22 protein-coding genes and 1 pseudogene are annotated in these 23698 nt (G+C 61.1%); 18 read left to right on the top strand and 5 right to left on the bottom strand.

Going from position 1 to position 23698, the window contains the following annotated elements; all coding sequences use genetic code 11:
• Positions 1-383: 383 nt before the first annotated feature.
• Positions 384-1970: an ABC transporter substrate-binding protein gene (locus ACM6J5_RS27195; RefSeq protein WP_414929677.1), complete on the top strand. Its 1587-nt coding sequence runs from the start codon at positions 384-386 to the stop codon at positions 1968-1970.
• 132 nt (positions 1971-2102) lie between these two features.
• Here ACM6J5_RS27195 and radC read toward each other — a convergent pair whose 3' ends face one another.
• Positions 2103-2777 carry a RadC family protein gene (gene radC, locus ACM6J5_RS27190; protein WP_150671939.1) on the bottom strand — a complete coding sequence of 225 codons (675 nt, stop codon included), beginning with the start codon at positions 2775-2777 and terminating at the stop codon, positions 2103-2105.
• 135 nt (positions 2778-2912) lie between these two features.
• Between radC and coaBC the strand changes: the two genes are divergently transcribed.
• From coaBC to argB, 4 genes and pseudogenes are all read left to right on the top strand, one after another.
• The gene (gene coaBC / locus ACM6J5_RS27185) at positions 2913-4121 is read left to right on the top strand and encodes a bifunctional phosphopantothenoylcysteine decarboxylase/phosphopantothenate--cysteine ligase CoaBC (protein ID WP_095943397.1); all 1209 of its coding nucleotides are present in this window, start codon (positions 2913-2915) and stop codon (positions 4119-4121) included.
• A 5-nt stretch (positions 4122-4126) separates the two neighbouring features.
• Positions 4127-4582: a dUTP diphosphatase gene (dut, locus tag ACM6J5_RS27180; RefSeq protein WP_007975171.1), complete on the top strand. Its 456-nt coding sequence runs from the start codon at positions 4127-4129 to the stop codon at positions 4580-4582.
• A gap of 266 nt (positions 4583-4848) precedes the next feature.
• Positions 4849-6225: pseudogene (locus ACM6J5_RS27175) on the top strand (phosphomannomutase/phosphoglucomutase); the annotation flags it as partial.
• A 17-nt stretch (positions 6226-6242) separates the two neighbouring features.
• Positions 6243-7148, top strand: a complete 906-nt coding sequence (gene argB / locus ACM6J5_RS27170) for an acetylglutamate kinase (protein WP_008047078.1) — start codon at positions 6243-6245, stop codon at positions 7146-7148.
• A 171-nt stretch (positions 7149-7319) separates the two neighbouring features.
• Here argB and pyrE read toward each other — a convergent pair whose 3' ends face one another.
• Positions 7320-7964 carry an orotate phosphoribosyltransferase gene (gene pyrE / locus ACM6J5_RS27165; protein WP_008047079.1) on the bottom strand — a complete coding sequence of 215 codons (645 nt, stop codon included), beginning with the start codon at positions 7962-7964 and terminating at the stop codon, positions 7320-7322.
• Positions 7965-8045: 81 nt separating this feature from the next.
• Between pyrE and ACM6J5_RS27160 the strand changes: the two genes are divergently transcribed.
• Complete coding sequence (locus tag ACM6J5_RS27160; protein WP_003176915.1) at positions 8046-8825, top strand: exodeoxyribonuclease III; 780 nt, start codon at positions 8046-8048, stop codon at positions 8823-8825.
• Between the two features lie 176 nt (positions 8826-9001).
• On the opposite strand, the gene ACM6J5_RS27155 is transcribed toward ACM6J5_RS27160, so the two are convergent.
• Positions 9002-9370 carry a DUF4870 domain-containing protein gene (locus ACM6J5_RS27155; protein ID WP_095943399.1) on the bottom strand — a complete coding sequence of 123 codons (369 nt, stop codon included), beginning with the start codon at positions 9368-9370 and terminating at the stop codon, positions 9002-9004.
• 28 nt (positions 9371-9398) lie between these two features.
• Entirely contained in the window at positions 9399-10121 is a 723-nt protein-coding gene (rph, locus tag ACM6J5_RS27150; protein WP_095943400.1) for a ribonuclease PH, read from the bottom strand.
• A 268-nt stretch (positions 10122-10389) separates the two neighbouring features.
• Here rph and ACM6J5_RS27145 point away from each other — a divergent pair, with 268 nt between their 5' ends.
• The 6 genes from ACM6J5_RS27145 (at position 10390) to ACM6J5_RS27120 (ending at position 15695) form a co-directional block, all read left to right on the top strand.
• Positions 10390-11253 carry a YicC/YloC family endoribonuclease gene (locus tag ACM6J5_RS27145; RefSeq protein WP_150671936.1) on the top strand — a complete coding sequence of 288 codons (864 nt, stop codon included), beginning with the start codon at positions 10390-10392 and terminating at the stop codon, positions 11251-11253.
• Between the two features lie 13 nt (positions 11254-11266).
• Positions 11267-11887: a guanylate kinase gene (gene gmk, locus ACM6J5_RS27140; RefSeq protein ID WP_414929676.1), complete on the top strand. Its 621-nt coding sequence runs from the start codon at positions 11267-11269 to the stop codon at positions 11885-11887.
• Between the two features lie 167 nt (positions 11888-12054).
• Complete coding sequence (gene rpoZ, locus ACM6J5_RS27135; protein WP_007921129.1) at positions 12055-12318, top strand: DNA-directed RNA polymerase subunit omega; 264 nt, start codon at positions 12055-12057, stop codon at positions 12316-12318.
• A gap of 57 nt (positions 12319-12375) precedes the next feature.
• Positions 12376-14481: a bifunctional GTP diphosphokinase/guanosine-3',5'-bis pyrophosphate 3'-pyrophosphohydrolase gene (gene spoT / locus ACM6J5_RS27130; RefSeq protein WP_095943403.1), complete on the top strand. Its 2106-nt coding sequence runs from the start codon at positions 12376-12378 to the stop codon at positions 14479-14481.
• A 24-nt stretch (positions 14482-14505) separates the two neighbouring features.
• Positions 14506-14886, top strand: coding sequence for a RidA family protein (locus tag ACM6J5_RS27125; RefSeq protein WP_003229509.1), 381 nt, complete (start codon positions 14506-14508; stop codon positions 14884-14886).
• Positions 14887-14954: 68 nt separating this feature from the next.
• The gene (locus tag ACM6J5_RS27120) at positions 14955-15695 is read left to right on the top strand and encodes a hypothetical protein (protein WP_095943404.1); all 741 of its coding nucleotides are present in this window, start codon (positions 14955-14957) and stop codon (positions 15693-15695) included.
• Positions 15696-15822: 127 nt separating this feature from the next.
• On the opposite strand, the gene ACM6J5_RS27115 is transcribed toward ACM6J5_RS27120, so the two are convergent.
• Entirely contained in the window at positions 15823-16680 is an 858-nt protein-coding gene (locus tag ACM6J5_RS27115) for an SDR family oxidoreductase (protein ID WP_095943405.1), read from the bottom strand.
• Between the two features lie 188 nt (positions 16681-16868).
• On the opposite strand from ACM6J5_RS27115, the gene exbB reads away from it, so the two are divergent.
• From exbB to ACM6J5_RS27085, 6 genes are all read left to right on the top strand, one after another.
• Positions 16869-17825: a tonB-system energizer ExbB gene (gene exbB, locus ACM6J5_RS27110; protein ID WP_095943406.1), complete on the top strand. Its 957-nt coding sequence runs from the start codon at positions 16869-16871 to the stop codon at positions 17823-17825.
• Positions 17826-17831: 6 nt separating this feature from the next.
• On the top strand, positions 17832-18260 hold the full coding sequence (gene exbD, locus ACM6J5_RS27105; protein WP_007975187.1) for a TonB system transport protein ExbD: 429 nt from the start codon (positions 17832-17834) through the stop codon (positions 18258-18260).
• The gene (locus tag ACM6J5_RS27100; protein ID WP_095943407.1) at positions 18257-19006 is read left to right on the top strand and encodes an energy transducer TonB; all 750 of its coding nucleotides are present in this window, start codon (positions 18257-18259) and stop codon (positions 19004-19006) included. Before exbD ends, ACM6J5_RS27100 begins: the two co-directional genes overlap by 4 nt.
• 180 nt (positions 19007-19186) lie before the next feature.
• The gene (locus ACM6J5_RS27095) at positions 19187-20116 is read left to right on the top strand and encodes a hydrogen peroxide-inducible genes activator (protein WP_008047093.1); all 930 of its coding nucleotides are present in this window, start codon (positions 19187-19189) and stop codon (positions 20114-20116) included.
• 9 nt (positions 20117-20125) lie between these two features.
• Complete coding sequence (recG, locus tag ACM6J5_RS27090; protein WP_095943408.1) at positions 20126-22201, top strand: ATP-dependent DNA helicase RecG; 2076 nt, start codon at positions 20126-20128, stop codon at positions 22199-22201.
• A 78-nt stretch (positions 22202-22279) separates the two neighbouring features.
• A complete protein-coding gene (locus ACM6J5_RS27085; RefSeq protein ID WP_414929675.1) occupies positions 22280-23683 on the top strand; it encodes an aminoacyl-tRNA deacylase and HDOD domain-containing protein in 1404 nt (467 codons plus the stop codon).
• Positions 23684-23698: the final 15 nt, after the last annotated feature.

Below are 23698 nucleotides of genomic sequence, written 5' to 3'. Positions count from 1 at the left end.
ATTTGGCGCCAGGCGCCGCGTTTCTTTAGAGGTCTTACCGGCTACACCTACAGTGAAGGAACCGGGCCCCTAGAAAAGAGCGCTGCTTTATACCAGAAAGACTGGAGAGCAACAACATTCAGTGTGCGTTGAATTCACAAAAACCCCGTTTTCCGGGCTCCGAGCGCCTTGGACAAAGGCTATCGTCGATGGCGACCGCTCGTCGCAGAGAATCGGCCAACCGGCCAAATCAGGATTTTGCTCGCCCGCCTCACAGCAAATTGAGGCGCTATAGTCCCCTCAAAATGAAAAAGGGGATAGTCATTTGCAAAAGAGCCCACTAGGGTAAGACTTTTCCAGACTGCACTTGCAGATGGGCCTTCGATCTGTAAAGGAAGCCGACCATGCGCCTCGCTGCCCTACCGCTGTTGCTCGCCCCGCTTCTGCTGAGCCCCCAGACCTTTGCCGCCGCCCTGAGCGTCTGCACCGAGGCCAGCCCTGAAGGCTTCGACGTGGTGCAGTACAACTCACTGACCACCACCAACGCCTCGGCCGATGTGTTGATGAATAGCCTGGTGGACTTTGACACGGCCAGCGGCAAAGTGGTCGCCAGCCTCGCCGACAGCTGGGAAGTCAGCCCCGACGGCCTGACCTATGTCTTCAAGCTGCACCCGCAGGTGAAATTCCATCGCACCGAGTACTTCACCCCCACGCGCGACCTGAACGCCGAAGACGTGATTTTCAGCTTCGACCGCATGCTCGACCCGGCCAATGCGTGGCACAAAGTCGCCCAGAGCGGCTTTCCCCATGCGCAATCGATGCAATTGCCTGCACTGATCAAGAAGATCGACGCCCTCGATCCGCAGACCGTGCGCTTCACCCTCGACCATCCGGATTCGACCTTCCTGGCGACCCTGACCATGGGTTTCGCCTCGATCTATTCAGCCGAATACGCCGACAAACTGATGAAGGCCGGCACGCCCGAGAAGCTCAACAGCCAGCCGATCGGCACCGGGCCGTTCGTGTTCACCCGCTTCCAGAAGGACGCCTCGGTTCGCTACAAAGCCAACCCCGAATACTTTCGCGGTAAACCTTCTGTAGACCCGCTGATCTTCGCCATCACCCCGGACGCCAATGTGCGCCTGCAGAAATTGCGCCGTAACGAATGCCAGATCGCCCTGTCGCCCAAGCCTCTGGACGTACAGGAAGCGCTGAAAGAACCGACGCTGAAAGTCGAAAAGACTGACGCGTTCATGACCGCATTCGTCGGCATCAACAGTCAGCATCCGCCACTGGACAAGCCTGAAGTCCGCCAGGCCATCAATCTTGCCTTCGACAAGGCCAACTATGTCAAAGCCGTGTTCGAAGACACTGCCGAGGCGGCCAACGGCCCGTATCCGCCCAACACCTGGAGCTACGCGAAAGGTCTGCCGGGTTACCCTCACGACATCGCCAAGGCCAAAGCCTTGATGGCCAAGGCCGGGTTCAAGGACGGCTTCCAGACCACCATCTGGACCCGCCCTTCCGGCAGCCTGCTTAACCCCAACCCAAGTCTTGGCGCTCAACTACTGCAGTCTGACCTCGCGGAAATCGGCATTCAGGCCGAAATCCGCGTGATCGAATGGGGCGAACTGATCCGCCGCGCCAAGGCCGGTGAGCACGACTTGCTATTCATGGGCTGGGCCGGTGACAACGGTGACCCGGACAATTTTCTCACGCCGCAGTTTTCCTGCGCCGCGGTCAAGTCCGGCACCAACTTCGCCCGCTATTGCAATCAGGATCTGGACAAACTGATCAGCGCCGGCAAGACCACCGGCGAGCAAGGTGTGCGCAGCAAGCTCTACCAACAGGCCCAGGCGCAGATCCAGCAGCAGGCGCTATGGCTGCCACTGGCCCACCCGACGGCCTTCGCGCTGACACGCAAGGATGTCGAGGGGTACTCCGTCAGCCCGTTCGGCCGGCAGGATTATTCCAAGATCAGTATCAAATAACCCAACCACCACACAAAACCCTGTAGGAGCGAGCTTGCTCGCGATGGTCGTGAACGATAGCGCGGGTAGCCAGACGCCCTGCAGCGTTCTCGGGTTTATCGCGAGCAAGCTCGCTCCTACAGGGGCCATGCACTACATCCACCCATACTCGGCCATCGACAACGGATCGCCGTCGCCGATGATGAAATGGTCAAGCACCCGCACATCAATCAACTCCAACGCGTTTTGCAGGCGCTTGGTCAGCACCCGGTCGGACTGACTGGGGTCGGTATTGCCCGACGGGTGGTTGTGGCAGAGGATCAATGCCGCTGCGTTGTTGGCCAAGGCGCGCTTGACCACCTCTCGCGGATGAACGCTGGTGTTGTCGATGGAGCCGCGGAACAGCGTCTCGAACGCCAGTACCTGATGCCTGGAATCGAGAAACAGACAACCAAACACCTCGTGTGGCTCGTGGCGCAGCATCGATTTCAGGTACTCGCGAACCGCGTGCGGATTCTCCAGTGCCGACTTTTGGCGCGCACGCTCGGCCAGGTGACGCCTGCTCATTTCTTGCGCAGCCTGCAACTGTGCAAATTTGGCCGGCCCAAGTCCCAGCTGCTTGCTGAATGTTTCCTGATCGGCCTCAAGCAGCAAACGCAGGCTGCCAAACTGATTCAACAGGTGTCGCGCCAGATCTACTGCACTCCTGCCCACCACGCCCGTGCGTAGAAAGATCGCCAGTAATTCGGCATCCGAAAGGCTTCCCGCGCCCTGTTCAAGCAACCTCTCCCGCGGCCGCTCCGCCGCCGGCCAATCGCGAATACTCATAACACCTCCCTGTCTGTGGGCGCCGCTGTTCCGTAGCGGTCGCTGTGATATCGTAGCCCATCTTTTTTGCGGGCGATTTCACTCCTGGGGAGGGGGTATCGCCATGCAGTCATCAACGAAATGAAAGGCAGGCCTATGCAGCGGCTGTATCGGAAACGCATTGTTCTGGGCGTCGGGGGCGGAATCGCTGCCTACAAGAGCGCCGACCTGGTTCGCCGCCTGATCGATCAGGGCGCCGAAGTGCGCGTGGTCATGACCCGTGGCGGCGCAGAGTTCATCACCCCGCTGACCATGCAGGCCCTGTCCGGGCACCCGGTCCACCTGGACCTGCTGGACCCGGCGGCCGAAGCGGCCATGGGCCACATCGAGCTGGCCAAATGGGCTGACCTGGTGCTGATCGCCCCCGCCACGGCGGACCTGATCGCCCGCCTGGCCCAAGGCATTGCCGACGACTTGCTGACCACGCTGGTATTGGCCACAGACGCCGTCGTTGCTGTTGCCCCCGCCATGAACCAGGCCATGTGGCGCGACCCGGCCACCCAAGCCAACCTGCAAACCCTCGAAAGCCGCGACATCAAGGCCTTCGGCCCGGCGTCCGGCAGTCAGGCCTGTGGTGACGTGGGCCTGGGACGCATGCTTGAAGCCACTGATCTGGCCCAGTGCGCCGCCGACTGCTTCCAGCGTCAGGCACTGACCGGTAAACATGTGCTGATCACCGCCGGTCCGACCCAGGAAAACATCGATCCGGTGCGCTACATCACCAACCACAGCTCCGGGAAAATGGGTTTTGCCCTGGCCGAAGCCGCCGTGGAAGCCGGTGCCCGCGTAACCCTGATCACCGGCCCCGTGCACCTGCAGACCCCGGATCGCGTTACCCGCATCGACGTGGTCAGCGCCCGCGACATGCTCGCTGCCTGCGAAGCGGCGATCCCTTGCGACCTGTTCATCGCCTCGGCAGCGGTTGCGGACTACCGTCCGGAAGTCGTCGCCCCGCAGAAACTCAAGAAAGATCCTACGAACGGCGACGGCTTGTTGCTACAGATGGTGCGCAACCCGGACATCCTTGCCACCATCGCCACCCGCCCTGACCGTCCGTTCAGTGTCGGTTTCGCCGCCGAGACCGAACACCTGCTCGATTACGCTGCACGCAAGTTGAAAGACAAGAACCTCGATCTGATCGTCGCCAACGACGTCGCCAACCCGAGCATTGGCTTCAACAGCGAAGAAAACGCCTGCAGCGTCATCGACCGCGAGCTTCACGCCACACTTTTCGCCCAGACCAGCAAGAGCAAGATTGCTCGTCAGCTGATCACCTTTATCGCCGAACGTCTGAACCAGGTTTAATTTACATGCACGCTTTGCAAGCCAAGATCCTCGACCCCCGCATCGGTACCGAATTCCCGCTGCCGCAATACGCCACACCGGGCTCCGCCGGCCTCGACCTGCGCGCCATGCTGGAACAGGACACCGTGATCAAGCCGGGTGAAACCGTACTGATCCCCACCGGCCTGTCGGTCTATATCGGCGACCCGAACCTGGCGGCGCTGATTCTGCCGCGCTCGGGGATGGGCCATAAGCACGGCATCGTGCTGGGCAACCTCGTGGGACTGATCGACTCCGACTACCAAGGCCCACTGATGGTTTCCTGCTGGAACCGTGGCCAGACCGAGTTCACCATGCCAGTTGGCGAGCGCCTGGCGCAACTGGTGCTGGTGCCGGTGGTGCAGGCTCACTTTGAGATGGTTGAAGAGTTTGTCGAAACCGAGCGCGGCACTGGCGGTTTTGGTCATACCGGTACCCGTTGATCCGGTCACGCTCTTCTTGTGGCGGGGGATCTGACTCCCTCACCACAAAATTCAAATTGTCATCTGCAAGGTTTAGCTCCGAAAATCAAGGCATTGCCCGGCCAAACCCTTGCCGTCATGGGCATCATGGCCCTTTCACAGCACGAACTCTCTGCGGAAAACGCCGTCATACCCTTCAGTTTGAACCTGCTGCCGAATGAGTCGGCGGCCTGTCCAGCCACTTTCGAGATGGAGCATTTCCACAGATGAACACCCCGGCCAAAGTCGCACCCAAGTTCCCTGACAGCATCTTCCGCGCCTACGACATCCGCGGCACCGTCCCGGAATTCCTGAACGCTGAAACCGCTTACTGGATCGGCCGCGCCGTCGGCTCCCAAAGCCTGGCCCAGGGCGAGCCAAACGTGTCCGTCGGTCGCGATGGCCGTCTGTCCGGCCCGGAGCTGGTCGCGCAACTGATCAAAGGCATCGCCGACAGCGGCTGCCACGTCAGTGATGTCGGCCTGGTCCCGACTCCGGCGCTCTACTACGCCGCCAACGTACTGGCCGGAAAATCCGGCGTGATGCTCACCGGCAGCCACAACCCGTCGAACTACAACGGCTTCAAGATCGTCATTGCCGGCGACACCCTGGCCAACGAACAGATCCAGGCCCTGCACGACCGCCTCAAGACCAACAACCTGAGCAGCGGCCAGGGCAGCATCACTCAGGTCGAGATCCTCGACCGCTACACCACCGAAATCGTCCAGGACATCAAGCTGGCCCGTCGCCTGAAAGTGGTCGTCGACTGCGGCAACGGTGCGGCTGGCGTGATCGCTCCGCAACTGATCGAAGCGCTGAACTGCGAAGTCATCCCGCTGTTCTGCGAGGTCGACGGCAATTTCCCGAACCACCACCCGGATCCGGGCAAGCCTGAAAACCTCGTGGACCTGATCGCCAAGGTCAAGGAAACCAACGCTGACATCGGCCTGGCCTTCGACGGCGATGGCGACCGCGTCGGCGTGGTGACCAACACCGGCAGCATCGTCTACCCGGACCGCCTGCTGATGCTGTTCGCCCGCGACGTCGTGGCACGCAACCCGGGCGCCGAAATCATCTTCGACGTCAAATGCACCCGCCGCCTGATTCCGCTGATCAAGGAATACGGTGGCCGGTCGTTAATGTGGAAGACCGGTCACTCGTTGATCAAAAAGAAAATGAAACAATCCGGCGCCCTGTTGGCTGGCGAAATGAGCGGGCACATCTTCTTCAAGGAGCGCTGGTTCGGTTTCGACGACGGCATTTACAGCGCCGCGCGGTTGCTGGAAATCCTCAGCAAGGAAAAATCCTCGGCCGAAGAGTTGTTCGCGACCTTCCCGAACGATATTTCTACGCCGGAAATCAATATCCATGTGACCGAAGAGAGCAAATTCAGCATCATTGATGCATTGCACGATGCGCAGTGGGGCGAAGGCGCCGACCTGACCACCATTGACGGCGTGCGAGTCGACTATGCCAAAGGCTGGGGCCTGGTACGCGCATCCAACACCACACCGGTGCTGGTGCTGCGTTTCGAGGCCGATGACGAGGCTGAATTGCAACGCATCAAGGACGTTTTCCACGCCCAGCTGAAGCGTGTTGCACCTGATCTCCAACTACCGTTCTGATTCACCCGGAGCCCTGAATGACCCTCGAACGCGAAGCCGCCGCCAACACCGCCAAGGTCCTGTCCGAAGCGCTGCCTTACATCCGCCGTTATGTCGGCAAGACACTGGTGATCAAATACGGCGGCAACGCGATGGAAAGCGAGGAGCTGAAAACCGGCTTCGCCCGCGACATCGTGCTGATGAAGGCCGTGGGCATCAACCCGGTGGTGGTTCACGGTGGCGGCCCGCAAATCGGTGACCTGCTAAAGCGCCTGTCGATCGAGAGCCATTTCGTCGACGGTATGCGCGTCACCGACGCGGCGACCATGGACGTGGTGGAAATGGTCCTCGGCGGCCAGGTCAACAAGGACATCGTCAACCTGATCAACCGTCATGGCGGCAGCGCCATCGGCCTGACCGGTAAAGACGCCGAGCTGATTCGCGCGAAGAAGCTCACCGTTACCCGCCAGACGCCGGAAATGACCACCCCGGAAATCATCGACATCGGCCACGTGGGCGAAGTGGTCGGGATCAATACCGACCTGCTGAACCTGCTGGTCAAGGGTGATTTCATCCCGGTGATCGCGCCCATCGGCGTCGGCGCCAACGGCGAGTCGTACAACATCAACGCTGACCTGGTGGCCGGTAAAGTCGCCGAAGCGTTGAAAGCCGAGAAGCTGATGCTGTTGACCAATATCGCCGGCCTGATGGACAAATCGGGCACGGTCCTGACCGGCCTGACAACCCAGCAAGTCGACGACCTGATCGCCGACGGCACCATCTACGGCGGCATGCTGCCGAAGATCCGTTGCGCACTGGAAGCGGTCCAGGGCGGCGTGGGCAGCTCGCTGATCATCGACGGTCGCGTTCCAAACGCGATCCTGCTGGAAATCTTCACCGATACCGGCGTGGGCACCTTGATCAGCAATCGCAAGCGTCCTTAATCGCTAGCGCATACAAAAAGACCCCGCTCGGCCTGGCTGAGCGGGGTCTTTTTACTTGTGTCGCTTTCCCTGTGGGAGCGAGCTTGTTCGCGATAGCTATTTATCAGCCGACATAGCCGTCGACTGACACTCCGTCATCGCGAGCAGGCTCGCTCCCACAGGGGAATGCAGTTACACGCCGAACTGGGCGCGGTACGCTTCCACGGCTGGCAGATGCTGTTTGAGCTGCGGGTCATCCGCCAGGAATTCCAGCACCTGGTTCAGCGAAACGATGCTGATGACCGGGATGCCGAAGTCACGCTCGACTTCCTGGATCGCCGACAACTCGCCATTGCCACGCTCCTGACGGTTCAGGGCGATCAGCACGCCGGCGGCCTTGGCGCCGTCCTGGGAGGCGATGATCTGCATCACCTCACGGATCGCGGTGCCAGCGGTGATCACGTCGTCGATGATCAGAACGTCGCCGGTCAGCGGTGCGCCAACCAGGCTGCCGCCTTCGCCGTGGGCCTTGGCTTCCTTGCGGTTGAAGCACCATGGCAGGTCACGATTGTGATGCTCGGCCAGGGCCACGGCGGTGGTCGCCGCCAAAGGAATGCCCTTGTAGGCCGGGCCAAACAGCACGTCGAAGGCAATGCCGCTCTCGGCAATGGCAGCGGCGTAGAAGCGACCCAGCTGCGCCAGGGCCGAACCCGAGTTGAACAGGCCCGCGTTGAAGAAGTATGGACTGGTGCGTCCGGACTTCAGGGTGAACTCACCGAAGCGCAAAACGCCGCGATCGATGGCAAAACGGATGAAATCGCGCTGATACGCTTGCATGAAAAAACCCCAAATACCACGGATTTAGCTAATTAGCTTGACGCCGTGTATCATACACGCACGCGATTTTTGGGGCCATTTATGCGGATCATCAGTGTGAACGTCAATGGTATTCAGGCTGCAGTCGAGCGTGGTTTGCTCAGTTGGCTGCAGGCACAGAATGCCGACGTCATCTGCCTGCAGGACACCCGCGCCTCCGCCTTTGAACTGGACGATCCAGCCTTCCAACTGGATGGATACTTCCTTTATGCCTGCGATGCCGAAGTTCCCGCCCAAGGTGGCGTGGCTTTGTATTCGCGGCTGCAACCGAAGGCTGTCATCAGCGGTCTCGGTTTCGAGACGGCCGACCGCTACGGGCGCTACCTGCAAGCCGATTTCGACAAGGTCAGCATCGCGACCTTGCTGCTCCCTTCGGGGCAGAACGGCGATGAAGACTTGAACCAGAAGTTCAAGCTAATGGACGATTTCGCCCGTTATCTGGATAAACAGCGACGCAAGCGTCGCGAGTACATTTATTGTGGCTCGCTGTACGTGGCGCAACAGAAGCTGGATATCAAGAACTGGCGCGACAGCCAGCAATCTCCGGGCTTCCTGGCACCTGAGCGCGCCTGGATGGACGAGATTGTCGGCAACATGGGTTATGTCGACGCCCTGCGTGAAGTCAGCCGTGAAGGCGACCAGTACAGCTGGTGGCCGGACAACGAACAGGCGGAGATGCTCAACCTCGGTTGGCGCTTCGACTATCAGTTGCTGACCCCTGGCCTGCGCCGCTTCGTACGCAGCGCACGCCTGCCACGCCAGCCGCGGTTCTCGCAACACGCGCCGCTGATCGTGGACTACGACTGGACGCTGACCATTTAAGCGTCGTTTCGCAGACACAAAAAAGCCGACAGCAATGTCGGCTTTTTTGTGGGCGGTGATTTGCTTTTCTGTAGGAGCGAGCTTGCTCGCGATGGCGATATATCAGGTACCGATGCAGTGGCTGTCAGAACGCTATCGCGAGCAGGCTCGCTCCTACAGGGGATCTTCGTTGATCGTTATTTGATCAACCGCCAGGTGAACGGGTACCGGTAAGGCTGCCCTTCATTGGCCTTCACCCCGGCGATGATCGTCAGCACCAGCGCACCGATCGCGACCAAGCCAAACAGGAAGAACCCGATTATCACCACCATCAGCAGGAAACAGATAGCCGAGGCGATCGCCACGGTTAACTGAAAGTTCAGTGCTTCCTTACCCTGAGCATCGATGAACGGGTCCATCTCGCGCTTCATCTGCCAGAGAATCAGCGGGCCGATGATCGTGCCAAACGGAATCCAGATCCCCAACAAGGCGGACAAGTGACAAAACATCGCCCACTGGCGAACCTCACGACTCGGCGCAGGTAGCGGCAATTGCTCATCACTCATAACGCCCTCCTTGTGTAGTGCAGTCCGGTCAGTCGGCCAGTGCGGCCTTTTGCAGTTCGAAGATCTCGCTCATGCCTTTCTTCGCCAGTTCCAGCATGGCGTTCAGCTCTTCTGGCTGGAACGGCGCGCCTTCGGCAGTGCCCTGGACTTCGATGAAACCGCCAGCGCTGGTCATCACCACGTTCAGGTCGGTCTCGGCGGCCGAGTCTTCCAGGTAGTCGAGGTCGAGCACAGGCTCACCCTTGTACATGCCCACGGAAACCGCAGCGATCATCTGCTTGACCGGGTCGCCGCCCTTCAGGCCGCCACGCTTCTTGATGACTTTCAAGGCGTCGATTAGCGCAACCATGGAGCCGGTGATCGAAGCCGTGCGGGTGCCACCGTCAGCCTGGATCACATCGCAGTCGACGTACAGGGTGACATCGCCCAGCTTGGACATGTCCAGCGCAGCGCGCAGGGAGCGACCGATCAGACGCTGGATTTCCAGGGTGCGACCGCCTTGCTTGCCACGGCTGGCTTCACGCTGGTTACGCTCGCCGGTAGCGCGCGGCAGCATGCCGTACTCAGCGGTCAGCCAGCCCTGGCCCTGACCTTTCAGGAAACGCGGTACGCCCGGTTCAACGCTGACGGTGCAGATGACCTTGGTATCGCCGAACTCGACCAGCACAGAACCCTCGGCGTGTTTGGTGTAGTTGCGGGTGATGCGGATCGAGCGGAGCTGATCGGCAGCGCGACCACTTGGACGTATCATAGGGAGTACCTGTACTGGGGACGGAAAACTGCGGAGCATTATAGAGCCGACGGCCGCCACTGGGCACTTCTAAAAAAATCCGCCGACGACCGAGGGCTCTGTACCGCGCGTCGATGCAGGCCTGCCGCGTTTTGTCACACCGTGTGTTTGGGCGCATCCGCGCCACTGCGCTACAATCCTGCGCCTTTGCTGCCAGTCGGCTTTAATTCATTGATATCGGATTCCCGGAACCTCGGTTCTGTGCCGATCTGCCTTGCGAGGTACCTCCATGGTGCACAGCATGACCGCCTTCGCCCGCGTCGAGAAAGCCGGCGTCCAGGGCACCCTGAGCTGGGAACTGCGGTCGGTCAACAGCCGCTACCTGGAACCGCACCTGCGTCTGCCTGAGTCCTTTCGCGACCTTGAGGGCGCCGTTCGTGAGGCCCTGCGCCAGGGCGTATCCCGGGGCAAGCTTGAATGCACCCTGCGTTTCACCGAAGAAAATACAGGCAAAGCACTGCAAATCGATCAGGAGCGCGCAGCGCAACTGGTCGCCGCCGCCGAGACCATCGCCAGCCTGATCAAGAGCCCGGCAGCGCTGAACCCGCTGGAAGTCCTGGCCTGGCCCGGCGTACTGGTAGGTGACGCCACCGATCCGCAAGCCTTGAACGCCGAGGCGCTGGCACTGTTCAACCAAGGCCTCAAGGAACTGAAAGCCGGCCGCGAGCGCGAAGGCGCCGAACTGGCGCGGCTGATCAACGAACGCCTGAGCTCCATTGAAGAAGACGTGGTGACCCTGCGCGAACTGGTCCCGCAAATGCTCGCCACCCAGCGCCAGAAAGTCCTCGACCGCTTCGCCGACATGAAGGCCGAGATGGACCCGCAGCGCCTGGAGCAGGAAATGGTCATGCTCGCGCAAAAAAGCGACGTCGCCGAAGAACTGGATCGCCTGAGCACTCACATCATCGAAGTTCGCCGGGTGCTCAAATCCGGCGGCGCCGCCGGTCGGCGCCTGGACTTCCTGATGCAGGAACTCAACCGCGAAGCCAATACACTGGGCTCCAAAGCCTTCGACCCGCGCAGTACCCAGGCTGCGGTCAACCTCAAGGTGTTGATCGAGCAGATGCGCGAACAAGTGCAGAATATTGAGTAAGGCTACCCCCGACATGACACACAGCACCGGCACCCTGTACATCATTTCCGCCCCTTCGGGCGCGGGCAAAAGCAGCCTGGTCAAGGCCCTGACCGACGCCAATCCGGAGATCCGCGTCTCGGTCTCCCATACCACCCGCGCCATGCGCCCGGGCGAAGTGGATGGCGTGAACTACAACTTCGTCGCGCGCGAACAGTTCGTGAAGATGATCGAACACGGGGATTTCCTCGAGCGCGCCGAAGTCTTCGGCAATCTCTACGGCACTTCGCAAAGCCACCTGCAGCAGACCCTGGACGAAGGCCACGACCTGATTCTGGAAATCGACTGGCAAGGTGCCGAGCAAGTGCGCAAGCTGATGCCTCAGGCCCGTTCGATCTTCATTCTGCCGCCGTCATTGCAGGCCCTGCACCAGCGCCTGACCAATCGCGGCCAGGACAGTGACGAAGTAATCGACGGCCGGATGCGCGAAGCCGTCAGCGAAATGAGCCACTACGTCGACTACGACTACCTGATCATCAACGACGATTTCGCCCACGCGCTGCACGATCTGAAGGCGATTTTCCGCTCCAATCAGCTGATTCAAAAGCGTCAGCAGCAGCGTCACGGCAAATTGCTGGCTGAATTGCTCGGTTAATCAGCTCTTCCCAAAACCGCTGCAAGGGCTTTACATTGGCACTTGTAGCGCGTTGAAGGGCTTGGTCAAAAAATCAGCGCTTCCCTAAACGCTGGTGATTTTTTAAACTGTCGAGTCCGCTCGCCCATCCGGGCAGCGCGCATATTGCATTTGCTACGAGGAAGACCATGGCCCGCGTAACCGTTGAAGACTGCCTAGAACACGTGGATAACCGCTTTGAGCTGGTCATGCTCTCTACCAAGCGTGCCCGTCAACTGGCCACCGGCGGCAAAGAGCCGAAAGTAGCATGGGAAAACGACAAGCCTACCGTCGTCGCCCTGCGCGAAATCGCTGAAGGCCTGATCGACTACGCAGCTATCGCCGAAGCCGAAATCGTTGAAGATGAACCGCTTTTTGCTGCATTCGAGGACGAGTCCAACGAGGCCGTCTAAGCCTATGCCTGGTCGACGTAGCACGGCGCGGGATAAAAGCTTACGGCAGGAGACATCATGCCGAGCATAGACGCCCTCGCCGATCGCTTATCGACCTACCTCGGCAAAGACCAGGTCAACCTGGTCCGCCGAGCGTATTTCTACGCCGAACAAGCCCACGACGGCCAACGCCGCCGTAGCGGTGAGGCGTACGTCACGCATCCTCTTGCCGTGGCCAATATTCTTGCCGACATGCACATGGACCATCAGAGCCTGATGGCCGCCATGCTGCATGACGTGATCGAAGACACCGGTATCGCCAAGGAAGCGCTGCAAGCGCAGTTCGGCGAAACCGTGGCCGAACTGGTCGACGGGGTCAGCAAACTGACCCAGATGAATTTCGAGACCAAAGCTGAAGCCCAGGCCGAAAACTTCCAGAAAATGGCCATGGCCATGGCGCGCGATATTCGCGTGATCCTGGTCAAGCTGGCCGACCGCCTGCACAACATGCGCACGCTGGAAGTGCTGTCCGGTGAAAAACGCCGGCGCATCGCCAAGGAAACCCTGGAAATCTATGCACCCATCGCCAACCGGCTGGGCATGCACGCCATCCGCATAGAATTCGAAGACCTCGGCTTCAAGGCCATGCACCCGATGCGTTCCGCGCGGATCTACCAGGCCGTCAAGCGCGCCCGGGGCAATCGCAAGGAAATCGTCAACAAGATCGAAGAATCCTTAAGCCACTGCCTGGCCATCGATGGCATCCAGGGCGAGGTCAGCGGCCGCCAGAAACACCTCTACGGCATCTACAAGAAAATGCGCGGCAAGCGTCGGGCCTTCAACGAGATCATGGACGTCTACGCGTTCCGGATCATCGTCGACAAGGTCGATACCTGCTACCGCGTGCTGGGTGCTGTACATAACTTGTATAAACCACTGCCGGGGCGCTTCAAGGATTACATCGCGATCCCCAAGGCCAACGGCTATCAGTCGCTGCACACCACGCTGTTCGGCATGCACGGTGTTCCGATCGAGATCCAGATCCGCACCCGTGAAATGGAAGAGATGGCCAACAACGGCATCGCCGCCCATTGGCTGTACAAATCCAGCGGCGATGAGCAGCCCAAAGGCACCCATGCCCGCGCCCGCCAGTGGGTCAAGGGCGTGCTGGAAATGCAGCAACGTGCTGGCAACTCGCTGGAATTCATCGAAAGCGTGAAGATCGACCTGTTCCCGGACGAGGTCTACGTGTTCACGCCCAAAGGCCGGATCATGGAGCTGCCCAAGGGTTCCACGGCGGTCGACTTCGCTTATGCGGTACACACCGACGTGGGCAACAGCTGCATCGCCTGCCGGATCAATCGTCGTCTCGCGCCGCTGTCCGAACCGCTGCAAAGCGGCTCCACGGTCGAGATCGTCAGCGCCCCCGGCGCGCGGCCGAACCCGGCCTGGCTCAACTTCGTGGTCACCGGCAAGGCGCGCACGCACATTCGCCATGCGCTGAAACTGCAACGCCGCTCCGAATCCATCAGCCTCGGCGAGCGCTTGCTGAACAAGGTCCTCAACGGCTTTGACAGCTCGCTGGAGAAAATTCCGGCCGAACGCGTCAAAGCCATGCTCGTCGAGTACCGTCTCGAACTGATCGAGGATTTGCTCGAAGACATCGGCCTGGGCAATCGCATGGCCTATGTAGTGGCCCGTCGACTGCTGGGCGAAGGCGAACAGCTGCCAAGCGCGGAAGGCCCGCTGGCGATTCGCGGCACCGAAGGTCTGGTGCTCAGCTACGCCAAGTGTTGCACGCCGATCCCGGGCGACCCGATTGTCGGCCACCTGTCCGCCGGCAAAGGCATGGTCGTGCACCTGGACAACTGCCGCAATATCAGCGAAATCAGGCACAACCCGGAAAAATGCATCCAGCTCTCGTGGGCCAAGGATGTCACCGGCGAATTCAACGTCGAGCTGCGCGTCGAGCTGGAACACCAGCGCGGCCTGATCGCCCTGCTGGCCAGCAGCGTCAACGCCGCCGACGGCAACATCGAGAAAATCAGCATGGACGAACGCGACGGTCGCATCAGCGTGGTCCAGTTGGTGGTCAGCGTGCACGACCGCGTGCACCTGGCCCGCGTGATCAAGAAACTGCGCGCCTTGACCGGGGTGATTCGCATCACCCGCATGCGCGCCTAAGCCCCTAATTACAAGGAGTCCTACATGACCAAGACTGTTATCACCAGCGACAAGGCCCCGGCCGCCATCGGTACTTACTCCCAGGCGATCAAGGCTGGCAACACCGTTTACATGTCGGGTCAGATTCCCCTGGACCCAAAAACCATGGAACTGGTCGAAGGCTTCGAAGCCCAGACCGTCCAGGTGTTCGAGAACCTCAAGGCCGTGGCTGAAGCCGCCGGCGGTTCGTTCAAGGACATCGTCAAGCTGAACATCTTCCTCACCGACCTGAGCCACTTCGCCAAGGTCAACGAGATCATGGGCAAGTACTTCGACCAGCCTTACCCTGCCCGCGCCGCCATCGGCGTAGCAGCCCTGCCAAAGGGTTCGCAGGTTGAAATGGATGCCATCCTGGTCATCGAGTAATGCGTACGGCGCAGCCTCGAGCTGCGCCGACTGCTCTGCTGTAAAGAATGCCTGAAAGGATTCCACCCATGCGCAACGCGCTTGCTCTCTCGCTGCTCGCCCTGTTTCTGGGCGGATGTGCCAGCAACCCTGCCGACCGCGACATCAGCGGCACCTGGATCAACCAGGTAGCGATCGATGCTGCCGCCAAAGGCGTCCCCTTGCGTGAAGCGCTCCAGGCCTATGGCCCGAACCTGGAATGGGACATCAACACCAAAGCCGGTCAGGCCCGCTACACCAACGGTTTTGAAAATGTCGACGGCAAGCTGCTGGGTGAACAGTCCGGTGCCTGGAGAGTCGACTTTTATGGCAGCTCGGCCAGCGAGCTGAAGCGTGACGGCAAGCAACTGAGCCAGTCCGCCAGCGACAATGAGCCTGAGCAAGTCTTCGACCGCGTACAGATCCAGGTACCGGATGGCGCACCGATGGGCGCCAGCTTCGAACGTGCGCTGTATTCCGCCTACATGGGCGGCGGCTGGACAATCGTAAACGGCCCGGGCGAAGGCAACACAGTTCAATTCCAGCCCGACGGCCAGGTGACCGGCCTGCCAGGCAGCGATCGCTATGCGTTGTGCCTGGCCGGTGATTGCGCCTCCATGAGTGGCGGCAATGACAACATGTGGCTGCAGCTCAATGGCCAGGGCAACGCCTGGATCTTTGCGCGCAAGGGCAAGGAGCTGGAGATTTTCCAGACCGTGAACACGGCACAGGCGGACGAGATGCCCTCGTTCACCCCGGGTGAGCGCAAGTGGTTGCTCGAGAAGCAGTAAGCAACGCATTACCCCTGTAGGAGCGAGCCTGCTCGCGATGGCGCAATGACAGTCAACTATGATGTTGAATGTTACGACCTCATCGCGAGCAGGCTCGCTCCTACAGTTGCTTTTGGGTGACTGTGAGTCAGCAGCGCCCTTCAATGATCGCCGCATACCCCTCGCGAAAACTCGGGTATTTCGGCGTCCAGCCCAATGCCTTGGCCCGCGCATTACTGCACCGCTTGCTGCCAGTGCGACGCACGCTGTCGTCATCGGCCCATTCAGTCACACCCAGATACTCACGCAACCAGCCCACCACATCGGCCAGCGCTGCCGGTGCGTCATCGACACCGATGTAGACATCATCCAGCGCCACGCCACGCCGATCCGCCTCAAGCAGGCACGCCATCAACCCGGCTGCGTCATCGGCATGAATCCGATTGGCATACAACGGCGGATCGGTTGCCACGCGATACCCCCGACGAACCTGAGTCAGCAACCACTCACGGCCCGGACCATAAATGCCGGTCAGACGCACGATGCTCGCCGGAATGCCGCTTTTGAGGGCGAGTTGCTCGGCTTCGAGCATCACACGTCCGGAATAGCCCGCCGCCACGGCGGGTGAAGACTCGTCGACCCATTCGCCATTCTGCTGACCGTAAACACTGCTGCTGGAAACGAACAACAGGCGATTAGGCACCTGCCCGTAGTCGTTCAGCCACTCCAGCACATGCTCCAGCCCCTGGACATACGCAGCGCGGTAACCGGCTTCGTCGTGATCGCTGGCCGCGGCGCAATACACCAGGTAGTCCACGGCGCCGATTGGCCAGGTAGCCGGGCAGTCTTTGTTGAACAGATCACCGGCTACGCCGATGACGCCCTTGGGCAGGCGTGAAACGTCGCGTCGCAGGCCATGGACTTCCCAACCCACCGCCAGCAATTGCGTCGCCAGGCGGCTGCCGACATCACCGCAGCCGGCGATCAAAACAGTAGGCGCAGACATCAGATAACTCCCATCGGAAAGCCACAGACTAGCGCCGGCAATAGACAGGCGGCTAGCAATGCAGGAAAAAAAGAGACGCTATTACTTTTGTTAACAAGAATTAATTGCAATAATACGGACCACTTTTGTTCTCGGCCTTTCGAGGCCTGGAAGAACATCACCCGTTTATTCTCTCAGGTCCGGCCAGCATGACACGCAATCAATTCTCCGCTCCGCCAACCAAACGACCTCGCGCCTGGAGCGCGGTGGCCGCCCTGTTCCTCAGCCTGATGCTCGCGCCAGTCGCCGCTTTCGCCGATGCCCAGGTGCCAGCCACACCAGCCGCCACCGCGCCGGCTCCAGCAGATCACGTCGCACCGGCCGTTACTCCGGCCCAGGCAGCACCGGTAGAAACATTGGGTGAAGACGTCCCTGAAGTCCTCGAAGCCGACAACACCCTGGGCATGGCCCACGACCTGTCGCCGTGGGGCATGTACAAGAATGCCGACATCATTGTGAAAATCGTGATGATCGGCCTGGCCATCGCCTCGATCATCACCTGGACCATCTGGATCGCCAAGGGTCTTGAGCTGATGGGCGCCAAGCGTCGTCTGCGCGGTGAAATTGCCCAGCTGAAAAAGTCCGCCTCCCTCAAGGAAGCCAGCGCCACCGCGGCAAAGGAAGGTACTCTCGCCAACCTGCTGGTGCATGATGCTCTCGAAGAGATGCGCCTGTCGGTCAACAGCCGTGAGAAAGAAGGCATCAAGGAACGCGTCAGCTTCCGTCTTGAGCGCCTGGTCGCCGCCTGCGGTCGCAACATGAGCAGCGGTACCGGCGTGCTGGCCACCATCGGCTCCACCGCGCCGTTCGTCGGCCTGTTTGGTACCGTGTGGGGCATCATGAACAGCTTCATCGGCATCGCCAAGACCCAGACCACCAACCTCGCCGTCGTCGCTCCCGGCATCGCCGAAGCCCTGCTGGCTACCGCGCTGGGCCTGGTTGCAGCGATCCCTGCAGTCGTGATCTACAACGTCTTTGCCCGCTCCATCGCCGGTTACAAGGCTCAGGTGTCCGATGCGTCGGCACAGGTCCTGCTGCTGGTCAGCCGCGACCTCGACCACCAGCCTGAGCGCAGCTCGCAACCGCACATGGTGAAAGTGGGGTAATCGGCCATGGGCCTGCATTTGAAAGAAGGGGCAGACGACGATCTGTCCGAAAACCACGAAATCAACGTTACGCCGTTCATCGACGTGATGTTGGTGCTGTTGATCATCTTCATGGTGGCAGCCCCGCTGGCCACCGTGGACATCAAGGTCGACCTTCCCGCCTCCACCGCCAAGCCGGCGCCGCGACCAGAGAAACCGGTGTTCCTCAGCGTCAAGGCTGACCAGCGCCTGTTTCTCGGTGAAGACGAGGTGAAGGCCGAAGCACTCGGCGCCACCCTCGACGCCAGGACCCAGGGCAAGAAAGACACGACAATCTTCTTCCAGGCCGACAAAGGCGTGGATTACGGCGACCTGATGAGCGTGATGGACAACCTGCGTTCTGCCGGTTACCTGAAGGTAGGTCTGGTCGGACTCGAGACGGCAGCCAAGAAATGATCACGACGCGCCATAAGCTGACGCGTTACAGCGGTAGCCTGGCCGTGGTGCTGGGCGTTCACGCGCTGGCCATCGCGCTGGCGCTGAACTGGTCCACCCGTCCGCCCATCGAATTGCCTCCCCAGGCAATGCTGGTCGAACTGGCTCCGATTCCAGCCCCGCCACCGCCTGCTCCGCCGAAGGTCGTCACTCCGCCGCAGCCACCGGCTCCGGTTGAAGAACTGCCGATACCCAAGCTCGCTGAAGCGCCGAAAGCTGAAATTGCCGTGCCCAAGCCCGTCAAGCCAAAGCCCAAGCCGCAGCCGCCCAAGCCGGTAGAGAAGAAACCCGAGCCGCCGAAGGAAAAACCGGCCGAAGAAAAGCCGGCCGAAACCCAGCAGACCCAGACACCGACGGAGAAATCCGCCCAGCCTGCGCCGGGCCCATCGCCGGCTCAAATGGCGGCCAAGGCCAGCTGGCAAGGCACGCTGTTGGCACACCTGCAGAAGTACAAGAAGTACCCCGCAAGTGCCCAGGCGCGGGGCAAGGAAGGCATGAACCGTCTGCGTTTCGTCGTGGATGCCGAAGGCAATGTGTTGTCGTTTGAGCTGGTAGGCGCCTCGGGCACTGCCGATCTGGACCGGGCCACCCTGGAAATGATCCGCCGCGCCCAACCGCTGCCCAAACCACCGGCCGATATGCTGACCAATGGCTCCATCGAAATCGTTGCACCGTTTGTGTATTCACTGGAAAAACGCCGCCGTTGAAAACCGCTGAACCACTGTAGGAGCGAGCTTGCTCGCGAATGAGGCGAACGATAACGCTTGAAGCCTGACACCCCGGGGCGATCTCAGGTTTTTCGCGAGCAAGCTCGCTCCTACGTCTGATAACGTGCGTCTATCGATTGCAGCCGGTATGCTTGGCCCGCAACTACATGGACGCTTGCTATGACCCTCACAGAATTACGCTACATCGTCACCCTCGCCCAAGAGCAGCACTTCGGCCACGCGGCCGAGCGTTGCCACGTCAGCCAGCCGACCCTGTCGGTGGGCGTGAAAAAGCTTGAAGACGAACTCGGTGTGCTGATTTTCGAGCGCAGCAAAAGCGCCGTGCGCCTGACCCCGGTCGGCGAAGGCATCGTCGCCCAGGCGCAGAAAGTGCTGGAACAAGCCCAGGGCATCCGCGAATTGGCCCAGGCTGGCAAGAACCAACTGACCGCCCCGCTGAAAGTCGGCGCGATTTACACCGTCGGCCCGTACCTGTTTCCACACCTGATTCCACAACTGCACCGGGTCGCCCCGCAGATGCCGTTGTACATCGAAGAAAACTTCACCCACGTGCTGCGCGACAAACTGCGCAACGGCGAGCTCGACGCGATCATCATCGCCCTGCCGTTCAATGAAGCCGACGTGCTGACCCTGCAACTCTACGACGAGCCGTTCTACGTATTGATGCCGGCGCAGCACCCGTGGACGCAAAAAGAATCCATCGACGCCAGCCTGCTCAACGACAAGAGCCTGCTGCTGCTCGGCGAAGGTCACTGCTTCCGCGATCAGGTACTGGAAGCCTGCCCGACCCTGACCAAAGGCAACGACGGCGCCAAGCACACCACGGTGGAATCCAGCTCCCTGGAAACCATTCGCCACATGGTCGCCTCGGGCCTCGGGATTTCGATCCTGCCGTTGTCGGCGGTCGACAGCCATCACTACGCCCCCGGCGTGATTGAAGTGCGTCCGTTGTCGGCACCCGTACCGTTCCGCACCGTGGCCATTGCCTGGCGCGCCAGCTTCCCGCGCCCGAAAGCGATTGAAATCCTCGCTGACTCCATTCGCCTGTGCTCGGTGGCCAAGCCAGCGGCGCAAGTCGCTGCGGGCTAAGTAACGGTCATGAGCGAGTTGTCGCAAGTGTCGGTGACGGCACTCAAGGGTGTCGGTGAAGCCATGGCCGAGAAGCTGGCCAAGGTCGGCCTGGAGAACCTCCAGGACGTGCTGTTTCACCTGCCCCTGCGTTATCAGGACCGCACTCGCGTGGTGCCGATCGGCGCACTGCGGCCCGGGCAAGATGCGGTCATCGAAGGCACCGTCAGCGGTGCCGATGTGGTCATGGGCCGGCGGCGCAGCCTGGTGGTGCGGTTGCAGGATGGCACCGGGGGCTTGAGCCTGCGGTTCTACCATTTCAGCAACGCGCAGAAAGAAGGCCTCAAACGCGGCACGCGGATTCGCTGCTACGGCGAGGCGCGGCCTGGTGCTTCGGGGCTGGAGATCTATCACCCGGAATACCGCGCCATCACCGGCGACGAACCGCCGCCGGTAGATGAAACCCTGACCCCGGTCTACCCGCTCACCGAAGGCCTGACCCAGCAGCGCTTGCGCCAGTTGTGCATGCAGACCCTCACCCTGCTCGGCCCCAGCAGCCTGCCCGACTGGCTACCGAACGAACTGGCCCGGGATTACCAATTGGCGCCGCTGGCCGATGCTATCCGCTACCTGCACAACCCGCCCGCCGATGCCGACGTCGATGAACTGGCCCTCGGTCACCACTGGGCGCAGCACCGTCTGGCTTTCGAAGAACTGCTGACCCATCAACTGTCGCAACAACGCCTGCGCGAAAGCATGCGCGCCCTGCGTGCGCCCGCGATGCCCAAAGCCACACAATTGCCGGCCAAATACCTGGCCAACCTCGGATTCAGTCCGACCGGTGCCCAGCAGCGGGTCGGCAATGAAATCGCCTATGACCTCAGCCAGCACGAACCGATGCTGCGGCTGATCCAGGGCGACGTCGGCGCCGGTAAAACCGTGGTCGCCGCCCTTGCCGCATTGCAAGCACTGGAGGCCGGTTATCAGGTCGCACTGATGGCGCCCACCGAGATTCTTGCCGAACAGCACTTCATCACCTTCAAGCGCTGGCTTGAACCGCTGGGCATTGAAGTCGCCTGGCTGGCCGGCAAGCTCAAGGGCAAGAACCGCGTAGCCGCACTGGAGCAAATCGCCAGCGGCACGCCGATGGTGGTCGGCACCCACGCGCTATTCCAGGACGAAGTGCAATTCAAGAACCTGGCGCTGGTGATCATCGACGAACAGCACCGTTTCGGCGTACAGCAGCGTCTGGCCTTGCGGCAGAAAGGCGTCGGCGGGCGCATGTGCCCGCACCAGTTGATCATGACCGCCACGCCGATTCCGCGCACGCTGGCCATGAGCGCCTACGCCGACCTCGACACCTCGATCCTCGACGAACTGCCCCCCGGCCGAACCCCGGTCAACACCGTGCTGATCACCGACACCCGGCGGGTCGAAGTCATCGAACGGGTGCGCAGCGCTTGCGCCGAAGGGCGCCAGGCCTATTGGGTGTGCACGCTGATCGAAGAGTCGGAAGAGCTGACCTGCCAGGCAGCGGAAACCACTTTTGAGGACCTCACTGCCGCCCTCGGCGAGTTGAAAGTCGGGTTGATCCACGGCCGCATGAAGCCTGCGGAAAAAGCTGCGGTGATGGCCGAATTCAAGGCCGGCAACCTGCAACTACTGGTCGCGACCACGGTGATCGAAGTCGGCGTGGACGTGCCCAATGCCAGCCTGATGATCATCGAAAACCCCGAGCGCCTGGGCCTGGCGCAACTGCACCAGTTGCGCGGCCGTGTCGGCCGGGGCAGCGCCGTCAGCCATTGCGTGCTGCTCTACCATCCGCCGCTGTCGCAGATCGGCCGCCAGCGCCTGGGCATCATGCGCGAAACCAACGATGGTTTCGTCATCGCCGAAAGGGATCTGGAACTGCGCGGCCCCGGCGAAATGCTCGGCACCCGGCAGACTGGCTTGCTGCAATTCAAGGTCGCCGACCTGATGCGCGATGCCGATCTGCTGCCCGCCGTGCGGGATGCCGCCCAGGCATTGCTCGAACGCTGGCCGACCCACGTCAGCCCACTGCTCGACCGATGGCTGCGTCATGGCCAACAATACGGCCAGGTGTGACAACCGTCACGGTTTCTGAGGCGTGGTCCCAAGCAAGCTGGTTATACTCCTGCAATTGTTTAAGCACGGATACAGACCATGACCGAAGTTGCCTTCGCACCCGACACCCCGCACGCTCCGTCGGTTATTCGGCTGATGCTGGGCAAGTTAGGCATTGCCTATGAAGAAGTGCTGGACCGTCACGGCCTCAATGCCGCGCGCAAAGTGCAGGCCGTTCTGCTGGATGACAGCGTTGGCGTATTGATGGTGCTCTTCCCGCAGAGCCAATTGCTGGACCTCAATCGCCTCACTGAACTCACTGGTCGCCGCCTCGCCGCCGTACCCATCGAACGCCTGAAAAAAATGCTCGGCAAGCACAACCTCAGCTTGCTGCCGGGCCTGCCGGCGCTGACCAGTTCGCCGTGCCTGTACGACGAAAGCCTGCTGCGCGAGCCGAAGTTGCTGATCAACTCCGGTGAGCCGGGCGTGCTGCTGGAAATTTCCAGCGAAGACTTCAAGACGACCATGCTGACCAAGGCCAGCGCCGCCAACTTCGGCGAAAATCTGACCAGCATCCGTCCCAACCTCGACCGCCCCGATGACGACCGCGAGGAAATTACCCAGGCCGTCCAGGCGTTCACCGCGCGACGCATCCAGCAGCGTCTGGAAGCGACCATCGAGATTCCGCCGCTGGCCGAAACCGCGCAAAAAATCATCAAGCTGCGCGTCGACCCCAACGCCACCATCGACGACATCACCGGCGTGGTCGAAACCGACCCGGCGCTGGCCGCACAAGTCGTGAGCTGGGCGGCATCGCCCTACTACGCCTCGCCGGGCAAGATCCGCTCCGTGGAAGACGCCATCGTGCGGGTGCTGGGCTTTGACCTGGTGATCAACCTTGCGCTGGGCCTGGCCCTGGGCAAAACCCTGAGCCTGCCCAAGGACCACCCACAACACTCCACCCCGTACTGGCAGCAATCGATCTACACCGCCGCCGTCATCGAAGGCCTGACCCGCGCCATGCCACGCGCCCAGCGTCCGGAAGCCGGCCTGACCTACCTGGCCGGCCTGCTTCACAACTTCGGTTACCTGCTGCTGGCCCACGTGTTCCCGCCGCACTTCTCACTGATCTGCCGCCACCTGGAGGTCAACCCGCACCTGTGCCACAGCTTCGTGGAACAACACCTGCTGGGCATCAGCCGGGAACAGATCGGCTCGTGGCTGATGCGTTACTGGGACATGCCTGAAGAACTGGCCACCGCCCTGCGCTTCCAGCACGACCCGGCCTACGACGGCGCCTACGCCGAATACCCGAATCTGGTGTGCCTGTCGGTGCGTCTGCTGCGCAGCCGAGGCATCGGCTCCGGCCCCGACGAAGACATCCCCGATGCCCTGCTCGAACGCCTTGGCCTGAGCCGCGAAAAGGCTAATGACGTGGTCAGTAAGGTACTTGAAGCGGAAGTGCTGCTGCGTGAACTGGCGTCGCAATTCACTCAAGGCTGAAAAGCAATCGCGAGC

It is taken from the genome of Pseudomonas sp. IT-P74 (assembly GCF_949768175.1).
In the GTDB taxonomy this organism is placed as follows: Bacteria; Pseudomonadota; Gammaproteobacteria; order Pseudomonadales; family Pseudomonadaceae; genus Aquipseudomonas.
This window is presented reverse-complemented; position numbering and strand designations above follow the sequence as displayed.

Excerpts from the sequence above, each read along its gene's own strand:
- ACM6J5_RS27195 (WP_414929677.1), top strand. The coding sequence starts at position 384 with ATGCGCCTCGCTGCCCTACCGCTGTTGCTCGCCCCGCTTCTGCTGAGC.
- radC (WP_150671939.1), bottom strand. The coding sequence starts at position 2,777 with ATGAGTATTCGCGATTGGCCGGCGGCGGAGCGGCCGCGGGAGAGGTTG.
- coaBC (WP_095943397.1), top strand. The coding sequence starts at position 2,913 with ATGCAGCGGCTGTATCGGAAACGCATTGTTCTGGGCGTCGGGGGCGGA.
- dut (WP_007975171.1), top strand. The coding sequence starts at position 4,127 with ATGCACGCTTTGCAAGCCAAGATCCTCGACCCCCGCATCGGTACCGAA.
- argB (WP_008047078.1), top strand. The coding sequence starts at position 6,243 with ATGACCCTCGAACGCGAAGCCGCCGCCAACACCGCCAAGGTCCTGTCC.
- pyrE (WP_008047079.1), bottom strand. The coding sequence starts at position 7,964 with ATGCAAGCGTATCAGCGCGATTTCATCCGTTTTGCCATCGATCGCGGC.
- ACM6J5_RS27160 (WP_003176915.1), top strand. The coding sequence starts at position 8,046 with ATGCGGATCATCAGTGTGAACGTCAATGGTATTCAGGCTGCAGTCGAG.
- ACM6J5_RS27155 (WP_095943399.1), bottom strand. The coding sequence starts at position 9,370 with ATGAGTGATGAGCAATTGCCGCTACCTGCGCCGAGTCGTGAGGTTCGC.
- rph (WP_095943400.1), bottom strand. The coding sequence starts at position 10,121 with ATGATACGTCCAAGTGGTCGCGCTGCCGATCAGCTCCGCTCGATCCGC.
- ACM6J5_RS27145 (WP_150671936.1), top strand. The coding sequence starts at position 10,390 with ATGGTGCACAGCATGACCGCCTTCGCCCGCGTCGAGAAAGCCGGCGTC.
- gmk (WP_414929676.1), top strand. The coding sequence starts at position 11,267 with ATGACACACAGCACCGGCACCCTGTACATCATTTCCGCCCCTTCGGGC.
- rpoZ (WP_007921129.1), top strand. The coding sequence starts at position 12,055 with ATGGCCCGCGTAACCGTTGAAGACTGCCTAGAACACGTGGATAACCGC.
- spoT (WP_095943403.1), top strand. The coding sequence starts at position 12,376 with ATGCCGAGCATAGACGCCCTCGCCGATCGCTTATCGACCTACCTCGGC.
- ACM6J5_RS27125 (WP_003229509.1), top strand. The coding sequence starts at position 14,506 with ATGACCAAGACTGTTATCACCAGCGACAAGGCCCCGGCCGCCATCGGT.
- ACM6J5_RS27120 (WP_095943404.1), top strand. The coding sequence starts at position 14,955 with ATGCGCAACGCGCTTGCTCTCTCGCTGCTCGCCCTGTTTCTGGGCGGA.
- ACM6J5_RS27115 (WP_095943405.1), bottom strand. The coding sequence starts at position 16,680 with ATGTCTGCGCCTACTGTTTTGATCGCCGGCTGCGGTGATGTCGGCAGC.
- exbB (WP_095943406.1), top strand. The coding sequence starts at position 16,869 with ATGACACGCAATCAATTCTCCGCTCCGCCAACCAAACGACCTCGCGCC.
- exbD (WP_007975187.1), top strand. The coding sequence starts at position 17,832 with ATGGGCCTGCATTTGAAAGAAGGGGCAGACGACGATCTGTCCGAAAAC.
- ACM6J5_RS27100 (WP_095943407.1), top strand. The coding sequence starts at position 18,257 with ATGATCACGACGCGCCATAAGCTGACGCGTTACAGCGGTAGCCTGGCC.
- ACM6J5_RS27095 (WP_008047093.1), top strand. The coding sequence starts at position 19,187 with ATGACCCTCACAGAATTACGCTACATCGTCACCCTCGCCCAAGAGCAG.
- recG (WP_095943408.1), top strand. The coding sequence starts at position 20,126 with ATGAGCGAGTTGTCGCAAGTGTCGGTGACGGCACTCAAGGGTGTCGGT.
- ACM6J5_RS27085 (WP_414929675.1), top strand. The coding sequence starts at position 22,280 with ATGACCGAAGTTGCCTTCGCACCCGACACCCCGCACGCTCCGTCGGTT.